General features: G+C 68.9%; 30 protein-coding genes and 3 pseudogenes. 7 read left to right on the top strand and 26 right to left on the bottom strand.

Annotated elements, in window-relative coordinates:
* The first annotated feature begins 19 nt into the window (after positions 1-19).
* Positions 20-535: an adenine phosphoribosyltransferase gene (locus DEFCA_RS0115635; protein WP_025323949.1), complete on the top strand. Its 516-nt coding sequence runs from the start codon at positions 20-22 to the stop codon at positions 533-535.
* A gap of 29 nt (positions 536-564) precedes the next feature.
* A complete protein-coding gene (locus tag DEFCA_RS0115640; RefSeq protein ID WP_025323950.1) occupies positions 565-1,431 on the top strand; it encodes a deoxyribonuclease IV in 867 nt (288 codons plus the stop codon).
* A gap of 195 nt (positions 1,432-1,626) precedes the next feature.
* Here DEFCA_RS0115640 and DEFCA_RS24585 read toward each other — a convergent pair.
* Positions 1,627-1,782 (bottom strand): annotated as a pseudogene (locus DEFCA_RS24585) (tyrosine-type recombinase/integrase); the annotation flags it as partial.
* 201 nt (positions 1,783-1,983) lie between these two features.
* Between DEFCA_RS24585 and DEFCA_RS0115650 the strand changes: the two are divergent.
* Entirely contained in the window at positions 1,984-3,030 is a 1,047-nt protein-coding gene (locus DEFCA_RS0115650) for an IS110 family RNA-guided transposase (protein ID WP_025322242.1), read from the top strand.
* 530 nt (positions 3,031-3,560) lie between these two features.
* Entirely contained in the window at positions 3,561-4,328 is a 768-nt protein-coding gene (locus DEFCA_RS22420; protein WP_169709609.1) for a hypothetical protein, read from the top strand.
* A 404-nt stretch (positions 4,329-4,732) separates the two neighbouring features.
* Here DEFCA_RS22420 and DEFCA_RS0115660 read toward each other — a convergent pair whose 3' ends face one another.
* The 17 genes and pseudogenes from DEFCA_RS0115660 to DEFCA_RS0115740 all read right to left on the bottom strand — a co-directional run bounded on the left by DEFCA_RS0115660 (position 4,733) and on the right by DEFCA_RS0115740 (position 17,265).
* The gene (locus DEFCA_RS0115660; RefSeq protein ID WP_025323952.1) at positions 4,733-5,443 is read right to left on the bottom strand and encodes a FecR family protein; all 711 of its coding nucleotides are present in this window, start codon (positions 5,441-5,443) and stop codon (positions 4,733-4,735) included.
* A pseudogene (locus DEFCA_RS0115665) lies at positions 5,440-5,694 on the bottom strand (MogA/MoaB family molybdenum cofactor biosynthesis protein); the annotation flags it as partial. The pseudogene DEFCA_RS0115665 and the gene DEFCA_RS0115660, both read right to left, overlap by 4 nt.
* A gap of 159 nt (positions 5,695-5,853) precedes the next feature.
* Positions 5,854-6,207, bottom strand: coding sequence for a PIN domain-containing protein (locus DEFCA_RS19750; protein WP_245693494.1), 354 nt, complete (start codon positions 6,205-6,207; stop codon positions 5,854-5,856).
* A gap of 98 nt (positions 6,208-6,305) precedes the next feature.
* Positions 6,306-6,545 carry a DUF6364 family protein gene (locus DEFCA_RS0115675; protein WP_025323954.1) on the bottom strand — a complete coding sequence of 80 codons (240 nt, stop codon included), beginning with the start codon at positions 6,543-6,545 and terminating at the stop codon, positions 6,306-6,308.
* A 60-nt stretch (positions 6,546-6,605) separates the two neighbouring features.
* Positions 6,606-7,739, bottom strand: coding sequence for an ATP-binding protein (locus tag DEFCA_RS0115680; RefSeq protein WP_025323955.1), 1,134 nt, complete (start codon positions 7,737-7,739; stop codon positions 6,606-6,608).
* Between the two features lie 388 nt (positions 7,740-8,127).
* Positions 8,128-8,277 (bottom strand): hypothetical protein, encoded by a 150-nt coding sequence (locus tag DEFCA_RS22425; protein WP_169709610.1) that lies wholly within the window; start codon positions 8,275-8,277, stop codon positions 8,128-8,130.
* Between the two features lie 43 nt (positions 8,278-8,320).
* Positions 8,321-8,389: pseudogene (locus DEFCA_RS24725) on the bottom strand (DUF6364 family protein); the annotation flags it as partial.
* Positions 8,390-8,497: 108 nt separating this feature from the next.
* Complete coding sequence (locus tag DEFCA_RS0115695; RefSeq protein WP_025323956.1) at positions 8,498-9,217, bottom strand: FecR family protein; 720 nt, start codon at positions 9,215-9,217, stop codon at positions 8,498-8,500.
* On the bottom strand, positions 9,202-9,702 hold the full coding sequence (locus DEFCA_RS0115700) for a MogA/MoaB family molybdenum cofactor biosynthesis protein (RefSeq protein ID WP_025323957.1): 501 nt from the start codon (positions 9,700-9,702) through the stop codon (positions 9,202-9,204). Before DEFCA_RS0115700 ends, DEFCA_RS0115695 begins: the two co-directional genes overlap by 16 nt.
* Positions 9,699-10,145: an MOSC domain-containing protein gene (locus tag DEFCA_RS0115705; protein ID WP_025323958.1), complete on the bottom strand. Its 447-nt coding sequence runs from the start codon at positions 10,143-10,145 to the stop codon at positions 9,699-9,701. The genes DEFCA_RS0115700 and DEFCA_RS0115705 overlap by 4 nt, the downstream gene beginning before the upstream one ends.
* Before the next feature lie 24 nt (positions 10,146-10,169).
* Positions 10,170-11,186 (bottom strand): hypothetical protein, encoded by a 1,017-nt coding sequence (locus DEFCA_RS0115710; RefSeq protein ID WP_025323959.1) that lies wholly within the window; start codon positions 11,184-11,186, stop codon positions 10,170-10,172.
* Positions 11,183-12,154: an SPOR domain-containing protein gene (locus DEFCA_RS20950; RefSeq protein ID WP_025323960.1), complete on the bottom strand. Its 972-nt coding sequence runs from the start codon at positions 12,152-12,154 to the stop codon at positions 11,183-11,185. The genes DEFCA_RS0115710 and DEFCA_RS20950 overlap by 4 nt, the downstream gene beginning before the upstream one ends.
* Positions 12,155-12,157: 3 nt before the next feature.
* Positions 12,158-14,236, bottom strand: coding sequence for an elongation factor G (fusA, locus tag DEFCA_RS0115720; protein WP_025323961.1), 2,079 nt, complete (start codon positions 14,234-14,236; stop codon positions 12,158-12,160).
* Between the two features lie 46 nt (positions 14,237-14,282).
* Positions 14,283-15,050: a type III pantothenate kinase gene (locus DEFCA_RS0115725; protein ID WP_025323962.1), complete on the bottom strand. Its 768-nt coding sequence runs from the start codon at positions 15,048-15,050 to the stop codon at positions 14,283-14,285.
* A 14-nt stretch (positions 15,051-15,064) separates the two neighbouring features.
* A complete protein-coding gene (locus tag DEFCA_RS0115730) occupies positions 15,065-16,066 on the bottom strand; it encodes a biotin--[acetyl-CoA-carboxylase] ligase (RefSeq protein WP_025323963.1) in 1,002 nt (333 codons plus the stop codon).
* A 592-nt stretch (positions 16,067-16,658) separates the two neighbouring features.
* Positions 16,659-17,000 carry a type II toxin-antitoxin system PemK/MazF family toxin gene (locus DEFCA_RS0115735; RefSeq protein WP_029734215.1) on the bottom strand — a complete coding sequence of 114 codons (342 nt, stop codon included), beginning with the start codon at positions 16,998-17,000 and terminating at the stop codon, positions 16,659-16,661.
* Entirely contained in the window at positions 16,987-17,265 is a 279-nt protein-coding gene (locus DEFCA_RS0115740; protein ID WP_281173791.1) for a DUF2281 domain-containing protein, read from the bottom strand. Before DEFCA_RS0115740 ends, DEFCA_RS0115735 begins: the two co-directional genes overlap by 14 nt.
* A 107-nt stretch (positions 17,266-17,372) precedes the next feature.
* Between DEFCA_RS0115740 and DEFCA_RS0115745 the strand changes: the two genes are divergently transcribed.
* From DEFCA_RS0115745 to DEFCA_RS0115755, 3 genes are all read left to right on the top strand, one after another.
* A complete protein-coding gene (locus DEFCA_RS0115745; protein ID WP_025323966.1) occupies positions 17,373-18,212 on the top strand; it encodes a DUF6502 family protein in 840 nt (279 codons plus the stop codon).
* Positions 18,209-19,183 (top strand): DUF5666 domain-containing protein, encoded by a 975-nt coding sequence (locus tag DEFCA_RS0115750; RefSeq protein WP_025323967.1) that lies wholly within the window; start codon positions 18,209-18,211, stop codon positions 19,181-19,183. Before DEFCA_RS0115745 ends, DEFCA_RS0115750 begins: the two co-directional genes overlap by 4 nt.
* Positions 19,184-19,282: 99 nt before the next feature.
* Positions 19,283-20,599, top strand: coding sequence for a c-type cytochrome (locus DEFCA_RS0115755; protein WP_025323968.1), 1,317 nt, complete (start codon positions 19,283-19,285; stop codon positions 20,597-20,599).
* A 78-nt stretch (positions 20,600-20,677) separates the two neighbouring features.
* Here the strand turns inward: DEFCA_RS0115755 and DEFCA_RS0115760 are convergent, their stop codons facing one another.
* The 8 genes from DEFCA_RS0115760 to DEFCA_RS0115795 form a co-directional block, all read right to left on the bottom strand.
* The gene (locus DEFCA_RS0115760; protein ID WP_025323969.1) at positions 20,678-21,253 is read right to left on the bottom strand and encodes a tetratricopeptide repeat protein; all 576 of its coding nucleotides are present in this window, start codon (positions 21,251-21,253) and stop codon (positions 20,678-20,680) included.
* Positions 21,254-21,255: 2 nt separating this feature from the next.
* The gene (locus DEFCA_RS21710) at positions 21,256-21,402 is read right to left on the bottom strand and encodes a CcmD family protein (protein ID WP_084319311.1); all 147 of its coding nucleotides are present in this window, start codon (positions 21,400-21,402) and stop codon (positions 21,256-21,258) included.
* A gap of 98 nt (positions 21,403-21,500) precedes the next feature.
* On the bottom strand, positions 21,501-22,175 hold the full coding sequence (locus DEFCA_RS0115770; RefSeq protein WP_025323970.1) for a cytochrome c biogenesis protein: 675 nt from the start codon (positions 22,173-22,175) through the stop codon (positions 21,501-21,503).
* Between the two features lie 4 nt (positions 22,176-22,179).
* Positions 22,180-22,851 (bottom strand): heme exporter protein CcmB, encoded by a 672-nt coding sequence (locus DEFCA_RS0115775; RefSeq protein WP_025323971.1) that lies wholly within the window; start codon positions 22,849-22,851, stop codon positions 22,180-22,182.
* A complete protein-coding gene (ccmA, locus tag DEFCA_RS0115780; RefSeq protein ID WP_025323972.1) occupies positions 22,848-23,573 on the bottom strand; it encodes a heme ABC exporter ATP-binding protein CcmA in 726 nt (241 codons plus the stop codon). Before ccmA ends, DEFCA_RS0115775 begins: the two co-directional genes overlap by 4 nt.
* Positions 23,554-23,862, bottom strand: coding sequence for a hypothetical protein (locus DEFCA_RS0115785; RefSeq protein WP_025323973.1), 309 nt, complete (start codon positions 23,860-23,862; stop codon positions 23,554-23,556). Before DEFCA_RS0115785 ends, ccmA begins: the two co-directional genes overlap by 20 nt.
* A 3-nt stretch (positions 23,863-23,865) precedes the next feature.
* Positions 23,866-24,348 (bottom strand): cytochrome c-type biogenesis protein, encoded by a 483-nt coding sequence (locus DEFCA_RS19760; protein ID WP_025323974.1) that lies wholly within the window; start codon positions 24,346-24,348, stop codon positions 23,866-23,868.
* The gene (locus tag DEFCA_RS0115795; RefSeq protein WP_025323975.1) at positions 24,345-26,297 is read right to left on the bottom strand and encodes a heme lyase CcmF/NrfE family subunit; all 1,953 of its coding nucleotides are present in this window, start codon (positions 26,295-26,297) and stop codon (positions 24,345-24,347) included. Before DEFCA_RS0115795 ends, DEFCA_RS19760 begins: the two co-directional genes overlap by 4 nt.
* Positions 26,298-26,305 lie beyond the last annotated feature (8 nt).

Raw genomic sequence — 26,305 nt, forward strand, 5'->3', positions numbered from 1 at the left:
GAACGAGGAGCGCGCCGTGGTGGAAGAACTCAAGAAGAAGATCCGGGACATCGAGGATTTCCCCAAGCCGGGCATCGTGTTCAAGGACATCACCACCCTGCTGCGGGACGCCTCGAGCTTCAACCGGGCGGTGGACCTGCTGGGGCACCGCTACCTGGACCAATCCATCGACCTGGTGGTGGGCATCGAGGCCCGGGGGTTCGTGGTGGGGGCGGCCCTGGCCTACAAGCTCAACAAGGGCGTGATCCTGGTGCGCAAGCCGGGCAAGCTCCCCTACAAGACCCACTCGGTGAGCTACGAGCTGGAGTACGGCACGGACACCCTCGAGATCCACCAGGACGCCATCGAGTCGGGCCAGCGGGTGCTCATCGCCGACGACGTGCTGGCCACCGGCGGCACGGTGCGAGCCGTGGTGGACCTGGTGCGCAAGACGGGCGGCGAGGTGGTGGAGTGTGCGTTCCTGGCGGAGCTCACCTTCCTCAAGGGTCGAGATAGGCTCCGGGACGTGCCGATCCACAGCCTGATTCAGTTCTGAGGGCAGAGACGCTGGAACGCCTGCGTGGGGTGGGACGACAGGCCCCCGGCCCTCCCATCGGGGCCCACGTGTCGGTGGCCGGCGGACCCGTGGCCGCCTGGGAGCGTACGGTGCGGCTTGGGGCCGAGGCGGCCCAGGTGTTTCCCGGCAGCCCCCGGTCGTGGGAGAGCCCGTGGCCCGGGGAAGAAGCGCTCGCCGAGGCCGGCGAGGCGTTCCGGCGCTCGGGCATCCCGGTGTTCGTGCACGCCATCTACCTGGTGAACCCGGCGTCCGACGACCCCGAGGTCCGGCGAAGATCGGTAGAGGCCCTGGCCCGGAGCCTGGAGTACGCGGCCGGTCTGGGGGCCCGGGGGCTCGTGGTGCATGTGGGCCACGGCAGGGGGGTGGACCGGGGGGTGGCCCTGGAACGAGTGCGGGGCACTCTGGAGAGGGCGCGGGAGCGGGCGGAGCGGATCGTGCCCTATCTCCTCGAGACCGGGGCGGGGGGAAAGGGTTCGGTGGGCTCCTACCTAGAGGACCTGGTGGACCTGGCGCGGGGGCTGGGCCACCACACCCGGATCTGCGCCGACACCGCCCACCTGTTCGCGGCCGGCCTGCCGGTCCACACCGCCCGCGGCCTCGACGGGTGGCTCTCGGCGGTGGAGGCGGCGCTCGGGCCCGGCGCCGTCGGGCTCGTCCACCTCAACGACTCCAAGACCCCCTTCGGATCGGGCCGCGACCGCCACGAGAACCTCGGCCGGGGCGAGATCGGCGGCCGGTCCCTGGCCCGTTGGGTGCGCCATCCGACCCTTCGCACCGTTCCCTTCGTCATCGAGACCCCCGGCTTCGACCGCCAGGGTCCGGATCGCCGGAACCTCGCCCGGGCCCGCCGCTACCGCCGGGGCCCCCGGCGCTGAGGACCCGGGCTACCAGGCCCTCCGAAACCGGTTCCCATCGGGGCGTTGACAGAGCCCGAACCTCCACGGTATACAAAAAGCCGTTTGCGGGAGCGAGAGCGGATCAGGGGGAGGCCAATGCCGAGACGTCCCGCCCCATTCCCCGAATCGGAACAGCCGCGGCACACCCGACGAGGTGGTCGCGGCTTTCTTGCGTCAGGGGCCCGGCTGGAACGGTTCTTGGTTGGCGCCGGAACCCGCCGGGCCCCGAACGGCCAGCCCTAGACGGTTCAGCACGTGGGTGTAGATCATGGTCGTTGACACGGCCGCATGACCGAGCAGCTCCTGAACCGTCCGGATGTCCGAACCGGCCATGTCCCACCTTCCCACACCACGCGCCTCCCCGGCGCGCTTGCGAAACGAAATCTACAGCATGTTAGGCCGAATACAACCCGAACGGATTAGGCCGACGTCGGCCTAATCCTCGGATACTGTTGATGGCCTCCTCCTCGGAGCCGCCGACCTCGGCTACGCTCCAGGGTGTCCTCAAACCCTCTCGCCAAGGAGGAGGCCATGCGTTTCTACCTGGGACAACATGACTTCTACTGCGGCATCGATCTCCATGCCCGGAGTCTCTATGTCTGCATCCTCGACCACGCCGGTGAGGTGCGCCTCCACCGAAAGATCCCAGCTTCTCCGGAGGCCCTCTTGCGGGTCCTCGAGCCCTTTCGCCCTGACGTGGCCGTTGCCGTGGAGTGCATGTTCGCCTGGTACTGGATCAGCGATCTGTGCGCCCGAGAAAACCTCCCCTTCGTTCTCGGTCACGCCCTCTACATGCGCGCCATCCACGGCGCCAAGGCCAAGAACGATCGCATCGACTCCCTCAAGATCGCCCATCTCCTCCGGGGTGGCACCTTTCCCCAGGCCTACGTCTACCCCGCCCAGATGCGCTCTACTCGCGATCTCCTTCGGCGCCGCCACTACCTCATGCGCCGCCGCGCCGAGCTCCTGGCCCACATCGAGAACACCAACTCCCAGTACAATCTGCCCCCGTTTCGCAAAAAGCTCGCTTATGCCGCCAACCGCGTCGATGTGGCCGATCGCTTCGAAGACCCCAGCGTGCGTACCATGATCGAGATGGATGTGGACCTCGTTGATGTCTACGACCAGCTCCTCGCCGAGATCGAGCTCCATCTCGTCCGCACCGCCAAGATCCACGACCCCCATGCCTTCCACTGCCTTCGCACCATCCCAGGCGTCGGCAAGATCCTCGCGCTGACCTTCCTCTACGAGATCCACGACATCCGCCGCTTCCCCCGTGTCCAGGACTTCTGCTCCTACGCCCGGCTTGTAACCCCTGCTCACGAGTCCGCCGGTAAGCGAAAAGGCTCGGGTGGACGAAAGATCGGCAACCCGCATCTCAAGTGGGCGTTCTCCGAGGCGGCCATTCTTCTCCTTCGCGAGTCTTCGCGCGCCAAGCGCCATGTCGAGCGCCTCGCCGGCAAGCACGGCAAGGGCAAGGCCCTTTCGATTCTCGCCCACAAGCTCGGCCGCGCGCTCTACTTCATGCTCAAGCGGCGGGAGGCTTTTGACGAAAACCGCTTCTTTGCAACCACCTGATGGGCCGGGGCATGGGAGCCGTTTCGTCTAACTGGGACGATGGGGTCTCAGCCGCGCGTTGCACCCGAAGAACTCTCCGTTTGCGCTCCGAGCGCGCGTGCCCCGGGTGCCTCGGCCCTTCGACCCGAGCCCATGTCGCTTTGATTGGACCCATGCCCCGGGCCCCGCTGGTTTGTGTGACGTCCCGGTCTTCGGGGTTCGTGCTCTGCCCCTCCCCCGAGCCGCGCTACGAACTGGACAGGTCAACCACCTGAGCCCCACCGCAAAGAGTCGGCCGGCACGAGGGCACGAAGCTGTTTCTACCGGCGAGGCCCGGCTTTTCAAGGACCTCAGCCAAACGACCGTCGATACGTGTTTGGTGCAGACACGAACGTCTGCAAACCCGAAAACCAGCAAACGAAGTCAGAGACCGAAACCACCGACGCTGGGACCCGTCACTTACGCAAAACCGAGAAAAACCTCGGTTCAGGGACCGTTTTCGCCTTGACCGGAGGAGGCCATATACGTGTTAGATGAATCATAGAGTGGTCATGGATAGCGAAGACCAATACGCCAAACTTGACGAATACGCGGCGCGTCGGGAGTCGGAAATTCGTCCGATGTTGCAGCCATACTTAGACGTAACGGATCAGTATGGTCGGCTGATCTGCCGACTGAGTGAACACATTGGGAAACGACCTCCAACTTCTGTTCAGGATGCTGTTATTAGAGATCTGATGGCAGATGTTTTTGATTTCCTGTATGAAGTTCGGCCATTCATTGTTAAGGGGCAAACTCTCGTCGCCTATCCGCTGGCTCGACGCGCATACGAGTCGCTGACTCTCCTACAAGTATGCGTATTAAAGGAAAGTGCAGCCGAAAAATGGAATGCTGGGAAGAAAATCAAAAACGAAGAAATCCGTAAGGCATTGGGAAATAACCCCATAGGTGAATCAGAGGAAGAACTTCGAAAACTCTATCGATTTTTTTGTGATATGACGCATCCAAATCGGGATACCATCCCTTATAGGGGGCTAGGCGAAGGCAACGAGTTCGTGTTTGGCTCCATCGGTGTACCAAATCTCGCAGTAGTTTTGGATTACTGCCTAAAGCATATAGATCTTTGGTATTGGTTTTGTCCAGTTGTGGCGTGGTTTTACAAGGAAATCCTTTTAAAAGCAGATCCGTCATTCCATGATGACCATAACCAGGCGAGAGAGAAAGCAAAGCAAGTAACAAATTGGTTAACTGATCAATACAATAGGGTGCTGGAACAATACAAGAACGATGTCGATGTCCTTCGCCCGAAATTCATCTAACAATGACGTAAACTCGGACCAATAAAGCGCCGCTCCTTCGTTGCTCTGCTTTATGGGTCCGGTTACGCCAGGCGTTAGACGGCAGATGAAATCGAGGTCCACCGGCAGATGAAGCAGCTCGCAAGCTATTCGTTCGACGCCCCTACGTCCGAGATCCAGATAGATGCGGTGCTGGATCAAGTCGACGCCTGGCTTCGGTCCAAAGGGAACCTCGTTGAGGAGGGCAGATCGCTTTGGGCCGCCGTTGACAAGTTTTAAAGTTGGGTGGGGGCGCCGCCGCGCTGACAAGTTTTGAAGTTTTGGACCGGGTGCAGCCATGTCAATGGCGCTGCCAGGCGCGGATAGGCTGCGCCGACGGGCTCCGGCAGAACCCGGCGGGCGGGGCAGTGGCGGCGCGGCTGGGGTCAACCGCCCGGGCCCCGGGCAGGGGTCGCCTCGGGGCCGGCAGGCGGGGCGGGCGGCGGAGGTGGGAGCACCTCGGCCGTGAAAACGCCTGGTTTTTCCCACTGGCGCCAGCGGTTGGGGAGGCGCAGGGTGTCCACGGTGAGGCGGGCCTCGCGCACGGCGAGGACGGCGTGGATGCCGGGTTTGAGCCGGATCACGGTCTGGCCCCGGACCGAGACGTTCCGGGCCTCGGCCTCGCCCTCGAGGCCTTCGACGACCTCGGTCTCGCCCCGGCGGGCCACGAGCACGGTCACGGGCCGAGGCAGGTCGATCTCCAGGGCGTCGGTGTGCACCTGAAACGGGCCTTCGACCCAGCGGCGTACGAGTACCTCCCCCTTCTCCACGCGAAGTTCCCGGCATACCGGCGTGCGGCCCTCGAAGGCGAAGGGCACCCGGACCTCGGTCGCGCCGAAGAGTCGGACCGCGCCCTCGGGCAGAAGGATCTCCACCTTGCCCCGGGGACCGGTGGACACGGTGTCGTCCGGCTCGAGGAGCACCGGGCCGGTCAGCGGTCGGGCCTGCCGGGCGTGGCGCGGTCGAAGCCACGCCTCGCCTTCCACCCGGCCCACCTGGGGGTGGAGCCCCCTCGGGGGAGCGGCCGGCCGCCACGGCGGGGGGACGCAGCCGGCCAGGGCCGCGCACGCCCAAACGAGGAAGAAGAGGAGGTTCAATCGCCCTGGGCGCATTCCGACGGGTCCCCCTGGATCTTCTCCATGGCGTGGGGGAGGGCCGGCAGGAGCACCTCCAGGTTCTCCCGGGCGGCCTTGGGGCTCCCCGGCAGGTTCACCACCAGCACGGCTCCCCGGATGCCCACCACGGCCCGCGAGATCATGGCGTGGGGGGTCTTCTGGAGGCTCGCCCAGCGCATGGCCTCGGCCATGCCCGGCACCTCCCGGTCGATCACGTCCCGGGTGGCCTCGGGGCCGGGGGCCGGGACGCTGGTCGAGAATGAAAGTTGCGAGGTCTGGCTGCAGGCGGGCAGGCATGGTGCCATGCCGAGGAGCGCAAGGGCGGTCGTGCCCGGCGTGCTTGAGCACGTGATGGCTCGTGGGATTGACGGATGCGCCGTCCTTCGGTGCGTCTACCTGCGAGGGTTTGACGCGGCTCCTTCGGCCCAATGCACGAAGGGTTCAGGGAGCACCGCCGGGGTTCGCCCCTTGCGGAAATCGTTCGGGTTCCGCGTTACGATCCGCTCCGCCCCCACGGCCTCGGCGGCGGCGTGACACACGGCATCCTCCAGATCGGAGAAACGGCTGGCCAGGGCCGCCTCGACAACCCCCTGCGTCACCGGTGCCACCCGGATGCGCTCCAGGAGGTGGGTCGTCAGCTGCCGGGCCCGGTCGGCGCCCACCCGGCGGCGAAGGAGGTAGTAGACGGTCGTCACGCAGTGGGCGGCGAGGTAACCGGTGACGCGGCCCGTTGCCGCTAGATCCAAAAGGCTGCGGCAGAGGCGGGAGCGAAGGGCGGGCGGTCGAGCAACACGTCGAGCACGACGTTGAGATCGAACAGGACCGCTTTCACCGATACTTCCTCTCAATGGGCCGCCAGCTCGGCTTCCAACTGCTCGTCGGTGGGGGGTGCCCCCTCCCCCTTTCCGGCGCCGAGCAGCGTCCGGGTCCACGGGCTCAAAGCCCTCTGCTCCAGCTCCGCTTCTGTGACGCTCACAAAGAAGTCCTCGATCGACTTCGAAAGGGAGACCCCCCGTCTTGCGGCCCACTGCTTGGCCCGTCGGATGACGGCTTCGTCCATCCGGAGGGTGAGTTTCGTCTGCATGCCGACCTCCTGACGTATATTTTGGAAAAGACGTCAGAAGCCGCTGATCCGCAAGCTTTGTCAAGGGCCCAACCAGTGCTCTACCGGCTTTTCGAGGAACTCCTTCAGGGGAATTCCATCTCCCCCCACGAGCAAGGTGCGGGTTGGCGCGAAGGCTCGGGCAAAGTGGGTCAGTCCGGGCAGAGCGTGGGGGGGGCGGCCGCTCTTGACCTCGATCGCAACGAGTCGGCGGTCGGCCCGGAGCACGAAATCCACCTCTCGGTTCCGTTCACGCCAGTAGTACAGCTGGCACACGCCTCCCGCCGACGCGTTGGCAAGATGCGCTCCCACGGCCGACTCCACGAGACGGCCGCGGAACTCCCTGTCGGTCAAGGCCTCTTGCGGCCCGAGGCCCGCCATGGCGGTCATCAGCGCTGTGTTCAACACCTGGAGTTTCGGGCTCGAGCCTCTGCGCCGCACGGGTTGAGCGGCATATTTCTGAAGGCCGGTGAGCATGCCGGCCCGGCTGAGCAGGTCAAGGTAGTGGGCCAAGGTGGTCGTGTTTCCCGCATCTTGAAGCTGGCCCAACATCTTGGTGTAGGACAGAACCTGTCCCGAGTAGCGGCAGCCCAGGTCGAACACACGCCGGAGCAACGCGGGTTTGTCCACCCGCGTCATCATCAATACGTCACGCGCAATGGTCGTCTCGACGAGAGCGTCCAGCACATAGCGTCGCCATCGTACCGGGTCCCCGGCGAGCGGGGCAGCGCCCGGGTAGCCGCCGAAGTAGAGGTAGTCGTCCGGCGAGAACCCGAACGCGGTGCGCATCTCGGGGTAGGACCAGTGGGGCAGGTGGATCACCTCGAATCGCCCTGCGAGGCTCTCTGTGAGCCCACGCTGCATGAGGAGCGGCGCAGAGCCGAGCAAGACGACCTTGAGCGGTCTTCCGGCGCGGGTGTCTTCGTCCCAAAGTCGCTTTACGGCCTCCGACCACCGGGGGATCTTCTGGATCTCGTCGAGAGCCAGAACGGCTCCGGCCTTGCCCGCGTCAGCAGCGGCGAGCCGCCCTCGCTCCCATTGGGCGGCAATCCATGCGGTGTCGCCGGGAGTTGGTTCGTCCGCGGAAACGAACACACTCGGTAGGTCGAGTCGGCTCAGGACCTGGCCCACCAGCGTCGTCTTGCCCACCTGGCGGGGGCCGGAGACCACCTGCATGAAGCGCCGCGGCTCCGCAAGTCGGGCCGCGAGGACCTTGGCCTGGCCGCGCTCAAAGGGAGGAAACGAAAGAGTGCTCATAACAGTGAGTAAATTTACTCAATGGTTCGAGTAATATCAAGTACGGGGCTGCCAGCTTGCGGGGCGAAAACGAAAGTTGGAAGGGAAATCGGGCCGGCATGGTCAAGGACCTGCGCGAGTTGGTGCCCGGTCGGCGCCCACCCGGCGGCGAAGGAGGTAGTAGACGGTCGTCACGCAGTGGGCGGCGAGGTAACCGGTGACGCGGCCCGTTGCCGCTAGATCCAAAAGGCTGCGGCAGAGGCGGGAGCGAAGGGCGGGCGGTCGAGCAACACGTCGAGCACGACGTTGAGATCGAACAGGACCGCTTTCACCGGTACTTCCTCTCCCAATGGGCCGCCAGCTCGGCTTCCAACTGCTCGTCGGTGGGGGGGGCCTCCTCCCCCTTTTCTGCGCCGAGCGGTGTCCGGGTCCACGGGCTCAAAGCCCTCGGCTCCAGCTCCGCTTCTGTGACGCTCACAAAGAAGTCCTCGACCGACTTCGAAAGGGGGGGAGCCCCCCCGTCTTGCGGCCCACTGCTTGGCCCGTCGGATGACGGCTTCGTCCATCCGGAGGGTGAGTTTCGTCTGCATGCCGACCTCCTGACGTATATTCTTGAGAAAGGCTACGTCATGGGTCGGTGATCCACAAGCTCTGTGGCGCTGCCCGGGTCGGGCGGGGCAGTGGCGGCGCGGCTGGGGTCAACCGCCCGGGCCCCGGGCAGGGGTCGCCTCGGGGCCGGCAGGCGGGGCGGGGGGCGGAGGTGGGAGCACCTCGGCCGTGAAAACGCCTGGTTTTTCCCACTGGCGCCAGCGGTTGGGAAGACGCAGGGTGTCCACCGTGAGACGGGCCTCGCGCACGGCGAGGACGGCGTGGATGCCTGGTTTGAGCCGGATCACGGTCTGGCCCCGGACCGAGACGTTCCGGGCCTCGGCCTCGCCCTCGAGGCCTTCGACGACCTCGGTCTCGCCCCGGCGGGCCACCAGCACGGTCACGGGCCGAGGCAGGTCGATCTCCAGGGCGTCGGTGTGCACCTGAAACGGGCCTTCGACCCAGCGGCGTACGAGTACCTCCCCCTTCTCCACGCGAAGTTCCCGGCATACCGGCGTGCGGCCCTCGAAGGCGAAGGGCACCCGGACCTCGGTCGCGCCGAAGAGCCGGATCGCGCCCTCGGGCAGAAGGATCTCCACCTTGCCCCGGGGGCCCGTGGACACGGTGTCGTCCGGCTCGAGGAGCACCGGGCCGGTGAGCGGTCGGGCCTGCCGGGCGTGGCGCGGCCGGAGCCAGGCCTCCCCCTCGACCCGGCTCACCTGGGGGTGGAGCACCCGGGGCGGGGGCTGCCTGGGCCACGGGATCGTGGCGCAGGCCGAGAGGGTCAGCGCCAGGCCCACAACGGCGAGGGGGATCAGCCTTGGCCGCATTCCGAGGGATCCCCCTGGATCTTCTCCATGGCGTGGGGGAGGGCCGGCAGGAGCACCTCCAGGTTCTCCCGGGCGGCCTTGGGGCTCCCCGGCAGGTTCACCACCAGCACGGCTCCCCGGATGCCCACCACGGCCCGCGAGATCATGGCGTGGGGGGTCTTCTGGAGGCTCGCCCAGCGCATGGCCTCGGCCATGCCCGGCACCTCCCGGTCGATCACGTCCCGGGTGGCCTCGGGGGCCACGTCCCGGGGCGCCACGCCGGTGCCGCCGGTGGTGAGGATGAGATCGAGCTCTCCGCTGTCGGCCCAGGCGATCAGGGTCGAGGCGATCCGGTCCCGCTCGTCCGGGATCACGTCGTACCGCTCCACCCGGTAGGGGCCCGTGGCCAGGACCTCCCGGATCGCCGGGCCCGACAGGTCCTCCCGTTCGCCCCGGGCGCCCCGGTCCGAGAGGGTCAGGATGCCCACCCGCCAGACCCGGCTCACGGCTCCGCCCCCCGGGGCAGCACCTCCAGGGGGTCGCCCACCCGCACCGTGCCGCAGGTGATCACCTTGGCGAACACCCCCTCGCGGGGCATGACGCAGTCGCCGGCCTGGTAGTAGATGGCGCAGCGGTTGTGGCACTCCTTGCCGTGCTGGGTGAGCTCCAGCACCACCTCTGCGCCCACCCGGATCCGGGTGCCGAGGGGCAGGGCCAGGAGGTCCACGCCGCGGGTGGTGAGGTTCTCCGCGAAGTCCCCCGGGCCCACCTCGAGGCCTGCGGCCCGCATCTTGTCCACGCTCTCTTCGGCAAGCAGGCTGACCATCCGGTGCCAGTCGCCGGCGTGGGCGTCGCCCTCCAGGCCCTCGGGCCCGATGCGGGCTTCCGGCACGGGGGTCTTCCTCACCCCTTTGGTGCGACTGATGTTGATGGATACGATCTCAGGCATGGTCGGCTCGTCGGTCGTTGGGGGTTAGAGTTTGCGCCGCCGTGCGAGCACCCGGGTGGCGCCGGAGGAAACGGGACTCGGCACGTTGCGGCTCTTGGCGATCTGCCGGAGGTCCCGGTCCTGAAGGGTCTCCAGGAGCCGCAGGGCCTTGGGCAGCGGAGTCTTGGGGTTCTGGCACAGGGCCACACGGATCGGGTAGCTCTTCACCCAGTCCCGGCGTTGGAGGATGAGCCGGATCACCTCCTCCGCCACGGTCCGATCCTGGGCGATGGCCAGCACCTCGTCTTCCCGAATCTTGGGGCTCTGCACCACCGCCCGCACCACGGCCTTGTTCGTGTCGCGCACCAGGAGCCTCCGGGCCGCCTTGGACCCCAGCATGGCGAGCCGGATCTTCTGGGCCACCGTGAGGCTCCGCACCATCTGGTACAGGTTCTCCCGCTCGGGCTCGGCCTCGGGCGGGGGGGCCTCGTCGTCCACGAGCACCGGCGGCAGGGCCGGGGGCAGCTCGGCCTCGTTCTCCTCCGATTCCCCCGCCCCGGCGGCCTCCGGGCCCGGCTCCTCGCCCCGTTGCTCGGCCGCCAGGCTCTCGAGGCGGCTTCGCTCCTCGGGGGGCAAGATGGGGTTCCGGAGCACCTGGTGCGCCAGGTCCGGGGCTCGAACGAGAAGCCGGTGGTTCCGGGCCAGCTGGGCCGCGATCTCCGGATCGGGCGAGGCCGCGAACCGCGAGGCCGCCTCCGGGGTCAACCCCGGGTGTTGCAGAAGCCTAAGGACCAGGGGGCGGGGGAGGTCGCTCCGCCCCGCCAGCCGTTCCAGGGCCTCGGCGGGAAGCTCTCGGCTCTCCAGGGCCGCCCCGATCACGTTCGCGGGGAGCTCGGCCCACGCCCCCTGCGCCGCCTCCCTCACCCGCGGTGAGGGGTCGGTCAGCAGCCGGGCGACCACCGTCACCAGCGCGTGGGGGGGCAGGGGCACGATGCCCTTGGCCGCCGCCAACCGTGCCGGTTCGGGGACCTCGGGCGAGGTCCAGCGGTCCACCTCGGTCACGGGCGCTCCCGCAGATACGTGGCGATCCCCTCCTTGGCCAGCCGCTTCCGGGCCGCCTCGGCCTCGGCCCGGGTGAACGGCCCGGCGTACACGGTCCACACGGGAAACGGGCCTTCGTAGGGCTCCACCCGGGCCCGGATGCCGTTCTCCTTCAGCAGCCGGGCCGCCCGGAGGGCCTCGGCCTTCAAGAAGAAGTACGCGAGGAGCTGCCCCTGGGGCTCGACCTGGTACCCGCGCCGGGTCAAGGCCTGCCGGGCCTTGCTGCCGTCACCCGATCCGAGCACGAGCCGGAACCCCTTGGAGACCCGCTGGGTCTGGCGCAGAAACGTGGCGAACCCCAGCTTGCGGAGCCGCTGCTCCGTCTCCATGCGGTAGCGCTGGCTCCGGAACATGCCCGCCTGGAGGGCGAACGGCCGCTCGGGTTCGGGTGGGGGGGCCGGAGCGGCCGGGGCACGGGCGGGCTGCTCTGCCGGCTCGGCAGGCGGCGCCGGGGCCCGGGCTGGCTCCCCGGCCCGCTCGGGCGGGACCGGCGCGGTGGCCGGGCCCCCGCCGGGCTGGGTCTGCGCCTCTGCCGGGGGCTCCGCCGGGCCCGGCTCCTTCGGCCGGGCCGGTTCTCCCTCGGCAGGGGGCGCCACGTCCACCTCGTGGACCTCCGGCCCGAACCGCGATCCGTCGGGGCGGGCCGTGGCCTTCCCGGCCGGCAAGGGCCGAGGGTTGGCCGTGAGGGCCGTGCGGCCCTCCAGCCGGTCCCGCAGGAGGATCCCCGCCCCCTGCACCCCCGCGAAGATCAGCAGGAGCACGAGGAGCGCCCACAGCCTCCACGTCCCCGGCGAGCCGGCCGGGGCTTCGGCCCCTGCCTCGGCCGTTTCCTCGGCCGCGGAGGCGCCGGGCTCCGGGGGTTCCCCCTCCCTTTCCGGAGAGGGGGCCTGGGGCTGCTCGTGCTCGGGGGGTTCCGGCGTGTCGGCCACCGGCTATTCCTGCTCCTCGCTGCGGGCCTCGGCCACGATCTTCTCCGCGATGTTCGGCGGCACCTCCTCGTAGTGGTCGAAGCGCATGGTGAAGATGCCCCGGCCCGCCGTCATCGACCGCAGATCCGGTGCGTACTCGAGCATCTCGGCCAGGGGCACGTGGGCCCGGATCACCTGGACCCCGTCCTCCGGGTCCACCCCGAGCACCCGGCCCCGCCGCGAGTTCAGGTCGCCGATCACGTCACCCATGTAGGCGTCGGGCACCCGGACCGTGACCTCCATGATGGGCTCCAGGAGCACCGGGCTGCACTCGGCCGCGCCCTTCTTGAACCCCAGCGAGGCCGCGATCTTGAAGGCCATCTCCGAGGAGTCCACCTCGTGGTACTTGCCGTCGAACAGGGTCACCTCCACGTCCACCATGGGGTACCCGGCCAGGATGCCCCCGGCCATGGCCTCCTTGACCCCGTCCTCGCAGGCCGGAATGTACTGCTTGGGGATCGCCCCGCCCACGATCTTGTCGATGAACCGGAACCCCTCGCCCCGGGGCAGGGGCTTGATCTCGAGCCAGGTGTCACCGAACTGGCCCCGGCCGCCGGTCTGCTTCTTGTAGCGGCCCTGGACCTTGGTGCTCTTCTTGATGGTCTCGCGGTAGGGGATCTTGGGCTTGCGCAGCTCCATGTCCGCCCCGAACTTGCGCTTCATCCGCTCGCACGCGATGTCGAGGTGGAGCTTCCCCATGCCCGACACCAGCAGCTCGTGGGTCTGCTCCTCGCGCCGGACCTGGATGGTGGGGTCCTCGTCCTGGATCCGCCGCAGGGCCTGGTTCATCTTCTCCTCGTCGCCCCGGGCCTTGGGGTAGGCCGCGTAGGTCATGAGGGGCTCCGGCGCGCCGATCCAGGGCAGCACGACGGGATTGGCCTTGTCGCACAGGGTGTCGCCGGTGCGGGTCTCCTTGAGCTTGGCCACGGCCAGGATGTCGCCGGTGCCGGCCACGGCGGCGGGCTTGGAGTCCTTGCCCACCAGGGCCAGGATCTGCCCCACCCGCTCCTCGGTCTGGCGGTTGGCGTTCCACACGTTGGAGTCGGAAGAGAGGGTGCCGCTCCAGACCCGGAACAGGGTCAGCCGGCCGGCGAAGGGGTCGGAGAGGGTTTTGAACACCAGGGCACACAGGGGCTCGTCGTCCGAGGGCTGCCGGGTGATCGGCTCGCCGTCGGGCCCCTCGCCCTCCACCGGGCCCCGGTCCGCCGGGCTCGGGAACGCCTCCACGATCAGGTCCATCAGGGCGGCCGACCCGATGTTCTTCGCGGCGCACCCCACGAGCACCGGCACGAACTGGCGGCTCACAACCCCGGCCCTCAGTGCCCGGCTCAGCTCGGCGGGCGTGATCTCCTGGCCGTCGAAGTACTTCTCCATCAGCTCGTCGTCGGTCTCGACCAGGTGCTCGATCAGTTGCTCCCGGGCCGAGGCCACGGCGTCGGCCATGTCGTCGGGAACCGGGCCCTCCTGGGGCTTGCCCGAGTCGTCCGCGAACGTGAAGGCCTTGCCAGAGAGCAGGTCCACGTAGCCCTGGAACCCGGCCTCCTTCCCGATGGGCAGGTGGATCGGCACGAACGAGGCGTCGAACGCCGAGCGGAGCGCCTCCAGGGCGGTGTCGAACCGGGCGTTCTCCTTGTCCAACCGGTTCACCACCACAGCCCTGGGCAGGCCCAGCTCGTCGGCGGTCTGCCAGACCTTTTCGGTCTCGAACTTGATCTCGGACTCCGGCCCCACCACCACCACGGCCGCGTCCACGGCCTGGAGCGCCGCCTGGGCCTCGTACAGGAACACGTCGTAGCCGGGGGTGTCGAGGAGGTTCACCTTGGTCTTCCGGTGCTCGAGCCAGGCCAGGGCGGCCGAGATCGAGAACTTGTGGCCCTTCTCCTCCGGCTCGAAGTCGAGCACCGAGGTGCCGTCGTCCACCCGACACAACCGCGTGGTCACGCCGGCGCAGTAGAGCATCCCCTCACCCAGGCTGGTCTTGCCGCTGCCTCCGTGTCCCACCAGGGCCACGTTGCGGATCTTGTCCACGTCGTACCGTTTCATGCCCGCTCCTTTCTCGCTGAAATCGGGGGGTGTCGGCCGGTCGAGATCAACCCGCGTTGCGCTCGTACAGGATGCGAAGTCCCTCCAGGGTCAGGAACTCCTCCACTCTCTGGATGTGTCGGCTCTCCTTCGCGATCAGGGGGGCCAGCCCGCCGGTGGCCACCACCAGGGGCGGTCCGCCCACCTCGGCCTGGAGCCGCTCGATCAAGCCATCCACCAGGCTGGCGTACCCGAACACGATGCCCGACTGGATGGAGTGCACCGTGTTGCGGCCCAGCACCCGCGGCGGCCGCTCGAGCGCCACCTTCGGCAGCTTGCTGGCCCGGGCGAACAGGGCCTCCATGCTGATCTGGAGCCCCGGCGCGATCATCCCTCCCATGTAGGCGCCGGCCTCGTCCACGTAGTCGAAGGTGGTGGCGGTGCCGAAGTCCACGATGATCAGGGCCTGGCGAAACTTCTCGTACCCAGCCACCGCGTTCACGATCCGGTCGGCCCCCACCTCCCGGGGGTCCTCGTACCGGATCGGCATGCCCGTACGGATGCCGGGGCCCACGACCACCGGGTCCCGATGCAGAAACTCCCGGCAGGCCTCGGCCACGGTGGGGGTGAACGCCGGCACCACCGACGAGACCGCCACCCCTTCGATCCGGCGGATCTCGATCCCCGACAGGTCGAACAGGCTGCGCAGCAGCACGCCGAGTTCCTCGGGGGTCTTTCGGGCGTCGGTGGCGATGCGCCAGTGGGCGGTGAGCTCCCGGTCCGCGAACACCCCCAACACGGTGTGGGTGTTGCCCACGTCCACCGCCAGGAGCAGCTCGGTGTGCTGGGTCATGGAGCCCTCGTGGTCGCGTAGTGCAGATCGCCGGCCAGGATGCGGCGGGTCGTTCCGTCGGGGGCCTCGAGGAGCAAGGCGCCGGCGTCGTCGAGCCCCACGGCCGTGCCCTCCACCGGGCCGGACGGCGTGTGGACCCGAACCCGCCGGTCCGCGGCCCGGAACCACCGGGTCCACGCCTCCCGCACCGCCCCGAAGCCGTGGGAAACGAATCGATCATACAGAGGTTCCAGGGCCTGAAGGAAGCCGCAAAGCACCGCCAGGCGGTCGGGAGGCGGGGGCGCGGCCCAGGCCGCCAAGGTGGTGGCCAGGGCCCGGACCTCCTCGGGCAGGTCGTCCGGGGCGCCCCCCACGTTCACCCCCACGCCCAGGACCACGTGCCGGGCGGCCTGGGCCTCGGCGCGCATCTCCAGGAGGATGCCCGCCACCTTTCGGCCGCCGAGGAGCACGTCGTTGGGCCACTTGATCTCGATGGACTGGCGAGGCGCCCACGCGGCCAGGGCCTCGGCCAGGGCGGCCGAGGCCACGTAGGTGAGGGGAGGCACGGCCGCCGCCGGGAGGGGCGGCCGCAGGATCAGGCTGAACAGGAGGCTTCGGCCGGGGAGGTCGGCCCAGGACCGGCCCCTGCGGCCCCGGCCCCGGTCCTGATGCTCGGCCACCACCAGCGCCCCTTCGGGGGCCCCTTCCTCGGCCCACCGGTCCGCCTCGGCATTGGTGGAGCCGGTGCGGGCAAGGTAACGGACCGGACGGCCCAACCGGGCGGTGGCGAGGCATGCCTCGACCTCGGGGGGGCGCAGACCCCGCCAGGCCCGGTGCAAACGGTACCCCCTTCCGGCCCGGCTCTCGACCTCGTACCCCGCTTCCCGCAGCTCCTCCACCGCCTTCCACACCGCAGACCGGGTCACCCCCAGCCGTCGGGCCAGCTCCTGACCCGACAGGCCGCCGGGGTCGGCCGTGAGCAGCAGGCGAAGTACGCGGTCGGAAAGGGGTTCGGCCATGGTTTCCCCATGGTTTCCGAGAAGAGGGGCCGCTGGGTCTGGTCAGGGAAACGCCTTAGTAGCAGAGGGGTTCGGAGGGTGTCAACGCCGCGGGAGGCGCCCCCTCAGGCCCTGCGGAGCCGGGCAACGAGGAAAGGTGACGTTCCGTGATCCGAGGGCCTTGGCGGCCGCAGGGCATGGGGTTCAGGAACCGGAATTCAGCGGACAGGAGACAGGAAATCCCCCTTCGGCTGCTGCGCGACCTACAACGGGGAGAGTAACTTTCCCTGAACCGGGTAGCTGCGGCGGGGCATGGGGTCTGCTTCCGGCCGCGCGCGAAGCCGGGCATGGAGATTCGCCGCGCAGGCACGGGGCACCGGCGGTGGCTTCATGACCGTTCGGCGGGGCACGAACGAACTCACGATGCGAGCGTTGGAGGCGCTGCGCGGCGAGCCAAGGAGCCGCGCGCGGCTCTCCAGCAGACCCCATGCCCCCCGGACCATGAGGTGGAGGCGAAGAGGCATGGTAATGCCTAGAACGTGTGAGAATCCGGGAGGTTCTCAAGCTTCCCAGCGTCCCAGCCTCCTAGCGGAAGTGATATGGAAAAGGGGGACTACGCCCCCAAGATGTGGCGAAGAACGGCTTTAAGCTGCCGTTGGTCAGAGTCGGAGAGATGCCCCAGCTTCCTGAGAACGAGCTGTTTGTCGATCGTGGCGATCAGGGGTTTGAACACGGAGGGTTTCAGAAGGCCCGCTTCTCGCCACTTGACGAGGGGAGCCTCACCCACGGTTGAGCTCGGGCGGACCTGGCTCGTCACCGCCAGGATGATGAGGTCCGCCCTCGCCAAGTGATAGGCCCTCGAGCTGACGACCACGGCCGGCCGTTTCTTGATCGCCTTCTGGTCGGTAAACGGGAACGGGACGAGGACGACGTCGCCGAATTCAAAGTCGGTCATATTCAGCGTCGTCCTCGTTGTCCCATGCTTTCCGAAAGGCCTCCTCCGCCAGTTCCGTCACGGCTTTGCTGAGTTCCCGGTCATGGTGGCGTTGATGAAGGAAGTCCACGAAGTCTTCCACCTCGGCCATCCTCTCGGGCGGAAGCGCGCGAATTTTCTCCAGCAACGCTCGTTCTCTTGCAAGGGACGACATGCTGTTTCTCCCTTCGAGATCCTCTTGGCCCTCCAGCAAAAGAATTCTTGCTGCCGAACCGTCTTTCGTCAAGGACTGCCTACCAACCGCCCAGCAGCCCGAAGGCCCCAGACCGACGACCAACGACCGAAGTTGTCAGGGGTTGACCCGGGACAATTTTGGGAATAAAATCCCAAAACATGAGCGAGACCGGATCCTCCTCCAACCGAGCACTGCTTGCCGCCGTCCTGGCGATTCTTCGGGCCCTGGTCCGGGTGCTGCTGCGCCACGGCGTGCCGTACCCGGTGTTCTCCGAGCTGGCCCGGTGGGCCTACGTGGACGTGGCCACCCGCGAGTTTCGGCTGCCGGGCCGCAAACAGACCCGCTCGCGCGTCTCCGTGCTGACCGGCCTGTCCCGAAAAGAGGTCCAGCGGCTCCAGGAAGCGCCCCCCCCGGCCCGGGCCGAGGACGTGGAGCGGTTCCACCGGGCCGCGCGGATCGTCTCGGCCTGGACCCGGGAGCCCCGGTACCGCAACGAGCTGGGGGAGCCGCTCGTGTTGGCGTTCGAGGGGGAGGGGCCGAGCTTCTCGGAGCTGGTGGCCCGCTACGGCGCGGACGTGCCGCCCCGGGCCGTGCTGGACGAGCTGGTGCACACCGGCACGGTGGAGCGGCTGCCGGAGGGCCGGGTGCGGCTCCGGACCCGGGCCTACCTGCCCCAGGGGGCCGAGCCCCAGAAGCTGGCGGTGCTGGGCGAGGACGTGAGCGCGCTGATTCGCACCATCGACCACAACCTGACGACAGAGCCCCAGGACCGGTGGTTCCAGCGGCACGTGGCCTACCGGGGGGTGCCGGCCTCGGCCGTTCCGGCGGTCCGGGATCTGGCCGGCCTGGAGGGGCAGCGGGTCCTGGAGGTGCTGGACCGGGTGCTTGCCGAGCGGATCTCGGAATCGGCCCCCGGGCCCCGGCGCCGGGTCCGCTTGGGGGTGTTCTGGTACGAGGAGCCCGACGGCGACGGCCCAGGCGTGGGAGAAGGCACATGAGGATCGTGACGTGGTCCGCCCTGATCGGGGCGGCGTTGGCTGTGGCCGGCTGCGGGGGCGCGGGTGGGACGGCCGCGCTCGACAGCGGGCCGGGCGGGGGCATCGGCGGCACGGGCAGCGTGGCCGTGACCGCCCAGGGGCCGATCCAGGGGTTCGGCAGCGTGATCGTGAACGGGGTGGAGTTCGAGTTGCCCGACGGCGCGACCGTGCTGGTGGACGGCGTGCCGGCCGCCGAGCAGGACCTCAGTGAGGGCATGGTGGTGCGGATCACCGGCACCTACCGGCCCGGGGAGACGACGACGGCGGGGTACGTGCCGGGCGAAGCCGACGAGGTGCGCTACGACAGCACGATCCGCGGTGTTGTGACCTGGGTCTCTGGGTCCGCGTTCGAGGTGTTGGGCCGGGCCGTCCGGGTCGTCGGGTCCACCCGGTTCGGGGACGACGAGCGGCCCGAACTCGGCGACTTCGTGGAGGTGAGCGGTCTGGACGAGCCCGACGGCGGCCTGCGGGCCACCTTCGTCCGGGTGATCAAACGCTCCGGGGAGTTCGATCCGGAAACGGACGAGGTCAAGGTGAAGGGCGCGGCCCACACCGTGGACCCGGAGGCCGGCACGTTCCGGGTGGGGGACCAGCCGGTCCGCGCGCCCGCGGGGGTGCCGCTGCCGGCGGAGAATGAGGTGGTCGAGGTTCGAGGCCATCTGCAGAACGGGGTGCTCGTGGCGGAGGCGATCGAGGGGGGAGAGTCGCCCCTGCCCGAGGGGCACGAGGTCGAGATCTCCGGGGTGGTGAACCTCGCAAGCGGCACCTGGTTCACCCTGGACGGCACCGAGGTGGACGCGGCAGACGCCAAGTTCGAGGGTGGCACCGCGGCCGACCTGCGGCCGGGCCTTCGGGTCGAGGTGGAGGGCACCGTGGAAAGCGGCATCGTGATCGCCCGGGAGGTGGAGATCCAGGGTGGGGAAGACGACTGACAAAGGGGCCCCGCCCGGGTTCTTGGCCGGAGCCGGGCGGGGCCAAACGCAACCCGCGGGCCACCATCGGGCCCGCACAACGCGCACGAGGAGGGTACCATGAACAGACTTCGGATCGGAACGGCATTGGTCCTGGCCCTGCTGCTGGCCGCCTGCGGTGGGGGAAGCGGGAGCGGGACCTCGGCCGACACGGCCACGCTCACCGGCACCCTGGGCACCGGCGGGGCCGCGCGGGTGGCGGCCCGGACGGTGGCGGCCACGGCAGGGGACTTCTACGTGGAGGCGGTGGACGAGACCGGAACCGTGCAGGACTCGGCCCAGGGGCTCCAGGCAGGCGACTCGTTCGAGCTGCGCGTGCCGGCCGGGCACACCTACGTGATCGTGGTGGGCGACGCCATGGGTCCCCTGGGGGGGGCGGTGTACGACCCGGCTGCTGGGCGGGCCGACTTCGAGGTGCCGGCAGGGGTGACCCACCTAGTGCTGGGCACCCTCGACGTGGACCCCGACCGCCGGGAGGTCGAGATGGAGGGGGACGGCGATCCTCTGGCGCCCGCCGAGCACATGGAGAAGCCCGAGGATAACGACGGCGACCACATCCCGGACTTTGCCGACTGGGACGACGACAACGACGGCATCCCCGACGATCTGGATCAGGTGGCCGGAGTGGACACCTCCAAGGACCACGACAACGACGGCGTGGTCGACCGGGACGACGAGGACGACGACGGCGACGGCGTGGCGGATACGGAAGATGCGATGCGGTACGACCACGACAACGACGGCGTGGACGACGACCGGAGCATGGGGCAGGTTGGGGATGCGGCCGTGGGCGCCGGGGTGTACGCGGACAACGGCTGCGCCGCCTGTCACGGCGACGACGGCTCCGGCGGCACGTCGGGCGAGTCGGTCCGGGGCGTCTCGGCCCACGAGCTGGCCGAGGTGCTCCTCCGGGGTGAGGACGAGGGCGAGGAGCACGAAGGCGCCATGGGGGACGACGACGGCGAGGAGTCCGACGACGGTGGGCAGGAGTTGGGGATGCGGGCGTTTCCCGATCTGGTTCCCTATGCCGCGGATCTGGCGGCGTTCCTAAGCGGCCAGGCCGGCTCGCCCGCCGCCGGGACCCAACCGACGGACACCGGCTCCCAGACTCCGCCCGCCGACGCGGGAACCCAGACTCCTTCGTCGGACACCGGCACGCAGCCCCCGATGCCCACGGCGGACGGACAGGCGGTGTTCGACAGCATCTGTAGCAGTTGCCACGTGCTGGGATCCTACGACACCATGGGGTTCGCCCCGGATCTCTCCGGCAAGGGGGCCCTGGTGTCCAGCAAGTTCGGCGGCGGCGCGAACCACATGGGCAACACCCTGACCGACGCCGAGATCCAGGTGGTGGCGGATTTTCTGAACGCCAACTGATCGGACCACCCCGAAACCACGAGCGCCCCCGCCCCGGTGAACGGGACGGGGGCGCTCGCTTTCGGAGGAGCCGCAGAGCTACGGCTTGCCAGCCCCCTCGCCTTCGATCTTGGCGATCTCCCGGCGGGCCATCTCCGCGAGCCGGGGATCGGGCATGCCCTCCAGGACCTTCTTGAACATCTCCAGGGCCTTGGCGTTGTCGCCCTTGCGGTAGCGGTAGATGATGCCCATGTGGAGCACGGCTCCGAGCTGGTTCGGGTCCAGCTCCACGACCCGGCCGAACTTGGCCAGGGCCTCGTCGTAGCGTCCGGTCTGCTGGTAGATGGTGCCCAGGTCGCTCAGCACGTGGACGTCGTCCGGGGCGAGCGCCTCGGCCTTCTCGAACACGGCCAGGGCCTTGCGACCCTGCCGAAGCTCCAGGTAGGTGTCGCCCAGGGCCACCAGGGTCTCCAGGTCGTTGGGGTTGGCCTGGAGGGAGGCCTCCAGGCGGGCCGCCTGGTTCCGGAGGGCGGTGGTCTGGTCCTGCACGTGGGCGTCGCGGCCCTTGGGGGCCCCGCCCCCCAGGTAGTACACGGTCATCAGGGTCACGGCCACCACCACCAGCCCGAAGAACCCCAGGGTCACGGCCTCTCTGCGGGTGCGCACGGCCTCCATGGTTACTCCTCCCCGCGGCCGAGCCGCTCCCTGAGGGCCTCGATCTGCCGGGCCACCCGTGCCTGCCGCCGGGCGAGCCCCGCGACGTAGAGGGCGAGCCCGCCCCAGATGGCCATGTACGCCAACACCACGAACGTCTGCTTGGTCATTGTCCGTTCTCCGTATCAGGATTCAGAGTTCAGAGGACAGGGGCCAGAGGGGTCGGCCGTGCCGACGTTGGCTGCGAGCCTCCTAGCTTCCCAGCCTCCTAGCCTCCTAGCCTTTTTGTCAGATCCACCAGCTCGGCCTCCTGGAGGTGCAGGCCGTAGCGCAGCCGCACCAGGCCCGCCCAGAACACGAGCATGGCCGCCATGCACACCACCAGGGTCACGATCATGGACGGCTCCAGGCCCACCGAGTCGGATCGGATCACGGTGGGGTGGATGCTGCGGAACAGCCGGGCCGACAGGAACACGATGGGCACGTCCACGAACCCGGCCACGGCCATGACCGCGGCGTAGGTGGCCCGGCGGGTCTCGTTCTCCACGGCCGAGCGCAGGATCAGGCAGGCGGTGTAGATGAACCACAGGATCAGCGAGGTGGTGAGCCGGGGGTCCCAGGTCCACCATGTGTTCCAGATGGGCCGGCCCCACAGGGAGCCGGTGATCAGGACCAGGGTGGTGAACACCACCCCCACCTCCACCCCGGCCGCGCCCCAGGCGTCCCACCGCCGTTTCCCCCGTACCAGGTACAGCACCCCGGCCACGCACGCCACGAAGAACGAGAGGAACGCGACCGCCGCCAGCGAAAGGTGGAAGTAGAAGATCTTCTGCACCACCCCCATGGTGCGCTCGGTGGGCGCGTAGAAGAACACCATGGCCACGGCCGCCGGCAGCAGCACGGCCGAGAGCAGGGGCAGGAGAGGAACACGTCGGGACGTCACGGTCTCACCCCTCTCGCACGACGAACGGGAACAGGAGGTAGCCCGCGGCGGCGTAGATCAGGCCGAACGCGGCCAAGGGCTCCAACAGGGGCAGCAGCTCCGTCAGGGGCCGGCCGGCCAGGGCGCCGCCCGAGGCCTTCACGGCCAGGGCCACCAGGGGAAGGATCAAGGGAAACAGGAGGATCGGCAGGAGCACCTCGTTTCGCCGGGTGCCGGCCGACACGGCCGACAGCAGGGTGCCCGCGGCCGAGAACCCCGCGTCCACCAGCAGGAGCGACGGCACCAGGGCCAGGGGTCCGCCGGCCAGGCCGGTCCCGAACAGCACGAAGAACACCGGCACTAGCACGGCCTGGGAGAGGAGCATCAGGGTCAGGTTCATCAAGGCCTTGGCCGCGAACACCGCGCCCGGCGACGCCGGGCTCACCAGCAGGGCCGAGATGCACCCGTTCTCCCGCTCGCGGGCGAACACCCGACCGAGGCCCAGCACGGCCGAGAAGATCACCGCCACCCATAGCACCCCGGCCGCCGTCTCGGGGGTGAGCCGCCGGCCCGGCCCCTGGGCCACGTTCAGGATCACCAGCACCAGGGCCCCGAAGAAGGTCATGGACGCCACGGACTCCTTCTTCCGGAGCTCGATCCGCAGGTCCTTGCGGTACAGGAACCACACCCGGCTCACGGCGCCTCCATGCAGCGGAAGTAGGTGTCCTCGAACCCGTCGGCGTCCACCTCGTCGCGGCCGGCCAGGAACACCAGCCGGCCCCGGGCCAGGATGCCCAAGCGGGTGGCCGACTCGATGCCCCGCCGGAGGTTGTGGGTGACCATGACGATGGTGCGCCGCCGGTCGTGGAGCGCCCGGAGCCGCTCCCGGAGCACCGAGGCGGCGTGCTCGTCCAGGCCCGTGTAGGGCTCGTCGAGGAGCAGCAGGTCCGGGTCGTTCACCAGGGCCCGGGCGATGGTGAGCCGCTGCTGCATGCCCCGGGAGAACGCCCCCACGGGCGAGTCCCTGCGGTCGTACAGGTCCACCTGCCGGAGCAGTTCCTCGGCCCGGCCGGCCGGGTCGGCCACCCCGTACAGGCCGGCGTAGAACTCCAGGTTCTCCCGGGCCGTGAGGTCGTCGTACAGGAACGACTGGTGCGACACCAGCCCCAGCCGGGCCCGGAACGCCTCGGGGTCGTCCTCCAGGTCGAAGCCCCGGATCCGCACCGTGCCGGAGGTGGGTCGGAGCAGGGTGGCCAGGATCTTGAGCAGGGTGGACTTGCCCGCGCCGTTGGGCCCGAACAGGCACAGGAACTCCCCCTCGTCCAGGGTGAAGCTCACGCCTCGCAGGGCCTCGACGCCCCCGAAGGCCTTGCGCAGGCCCTCCACCGTCAGGAACGGCTCACCCGCGCTTGCGGCCACCCCGCTCCTCCTGCTCCAGCCGTTCCAGGGCGTCCATGGCCTCGGCCGCCTTGAGGGCGTAGAACTCCCGCAGCTCCTGGAAGTCCTCCTCGCTGATCTTGCCGGTGGCCCGCTCGAACTCCACGTCCTTGATCGCCTTGAGATAGCCCTTCTTCTCCTGCTCCAGGGCCTCGAGGCGCTGCCGGCGGGCGTCGTCCGAGGCCACCAAGACCTCACGGGGCCCGAACAGGGGCGCCGCGGTGAGCACCAGGAGCCCGATCACCAGAACACAGAACACCGCCACGGCCATGGGTCACGCCTCCTCGTCCAGGTGGGACAGCTCTTCCTCGATGCGACGCCGGGTCTTCTCGTCGAGCCGGGGGGGCGCCGAACCCGGGCCCCGGGGCCCGGACCGGCGCCGGCCGGCCGAGCTCCACCGCCGCACCACCACGGCGGCGACGGCCGCCCCGAGCAGAAGGCCCACGAACGGTCCCACGTAGGCCACCAGGTTGAAGCCCCGTTTGGGCGGGTAGGTCAGGATGTCCTCCCCGAACTCCCGGGCGAAGTAGTCCAGGATCTCCTGCTTGGTCTTGCCCTCGGCGATCATGCGGCGGATGGCGGCCCGCATCTGGTCGCCCCCCTGACATCGGTCGGCGGTCAGGGGTTCCCCCGGGCACGCGTAGCACAGGAGCCCCTCGGCCACCTCGGTCTCGGTCAGCGCCAGGGCCGGCCGGGCCGGCACGATCGCGGCGGCCAGGAGCCACAGAGCGGCGAGCCACACGACGTTGCGGGTCATGGCGCCCTCCTCTTCCTTCGGGAGGGGATGATGGCCAGGATCCCTCCGAGCACCATCACCCCCCCGCCGATCCAGATCCAGATCAGCAGCGGGTTCACTGCCACCTTGAGGGTGATCTCACCGGTTCGGCCGATCCCGGGCATGGTCACGTACAGGTCCTCGCGCAGGGTGGAGCGCAGGGCCACCTCGGTGGTGGGCTGCCGGGCGTTCACGTAGTAACGGCGCTCGGCGTTCAGCTGGCCGATGCGCTCGCCGCCGGTGTACACGCCCAGCACCGCCGCGTACACCGTGCGGTTGAACTTCTGGTAGGTCTGGAAGTCCTCGTACTTGAGCTCGTACCGGCCGATCTTCACCGACTCGCCCCTCGCCAGGGTGGCCTGGGTCTCCAGCTTGTAGGCCGACGACCCGGTGATGCCCACCACGATCAGGACCAGACCGAAGTGCACCAGGTGCCCGCCGTAGCGCCGCCTCATCCGCCACAGCACCCGAAACCCGGCGGTGATCGAGGACTCCCCGGTGAGCCTGCGGCGCGAGCCCACGGCCGTGACGAACTCCTGCACGATGGTGGCCGCAACGAACCCGGCCAGGGTGAAGGCCACCAAGGCGTAGGGCTCCCGCACGCCAAGGGCCAGCAGGACCGCGCCGCCCACCAGGGCCGCCACGGCCGGCCGGAGGAAGTTGCGCCGGAGGTTGGCCGGGGAGGCCTTGCGCCACCCGATCAGGGGGCACACACCGGTGATCAGGAGGAGCACCAGGAACAGGGGGGTGTTCACCTGGTTGAAGAACGGCGGGCCCACCGTGACCTTGTTGCCGGTGACCGCCTCGGAGATCAGGGGGAACACCGTGCCGAAGAAGGTGGCGAAGGCCAGGGCCAGCAGGATCACGTTGTTGAACAGGAACGTGCTCTCCCTCGACAGGTACGACTCCAGGGCCCCCGGGGTCTTGAGCTCGCCGTAGCTCTCGGCGATCAGGTAGATGCCGCCCAGCAGGGTGATCACGATGAAGGCCAGGAAGTACCCGCCCAGCCCGGTGGCGCCGAAGTCGTGCACCGACTGGAGCACCCCGCTGCGCACCAGGTAGGTGCCGAAGATGCACAGCACGAAGGTCAGGAGAATGAGCGACATGTTCCAGACCTTCATGATGCCCCGCCGCTCCTGGATGATGGCGGTGTGGATGAAGGCCGTGGAGGTGAGCCATGGGATGAACGAGGCGTTCTCCACCGGGTCCCAGGCCCAGTACCCGCCCCAACCGAGCTCCACGTAGGCCCACTGCCCGCCCAGGATGATCCCCACGGTCAGGAAGATCCACGACAGCACGTTCCAAGCCCGGGTCTTGCGGATCCAGGAGGCGTCGGTGGTGCCGGTGACCATGGCGGCCACCGCGTAGGCGAAGGGGATGGTGAACCCGATGTACCCCAGGAACAGGGTGGGCGGGTGGAACACCATGCCGGGGTTCTGGAGCATGGGGTTCAGCCCCTGGCCGTCCCGGGGCACGAACCCGAGGGTCTCGAACGGGTTGGTGACGGCGCACAGCAGGAACAGGAAGAACGCGAGCGTTCCGGCCAGCACCAGGTACACGTAGGGGGTGGCCCGGGAGTCGGGCTCCCGGCGGTTGTTGTGGACGACCAGGGCGGAGAACAGGCTCAGGACCCAGGCCCAGAACAGGAGCGAGCCCTTCTGACCGGCCCAGAACGCGGTGGCCTTGTAGAACACGGGCAGGGCCCGGTCGGAGTAGGAGGCCACGTACTCCACCTGGAACGCGTCGGTGAGGAACAGGTAGCCGAGCGCCACCGCCGCACCCGTGGCCAGCACGGCCACGGCCACCAGGCTGCGCTTTCCGGCGCGGACCCACCGCAGGTCGTTGCGCACGACCCCCGCGACCAGGAGCACCATGGCCAGCAGGGAGAAGGCGAGGGCCCCGAACTGGGAGAGGTTACCGAAGGTGACCAAGGGCGATC

This window comes from Deferrisoma camini S3R1 (genome assembly GCF_000526155.1).
GTDB classification, from domain to species: Bacteria; Desulfobacterota; Deferrisomatia; order Deferrisomatales; family Deferrisomataceae; genus Deferrisoma; species Deferrisoma camini.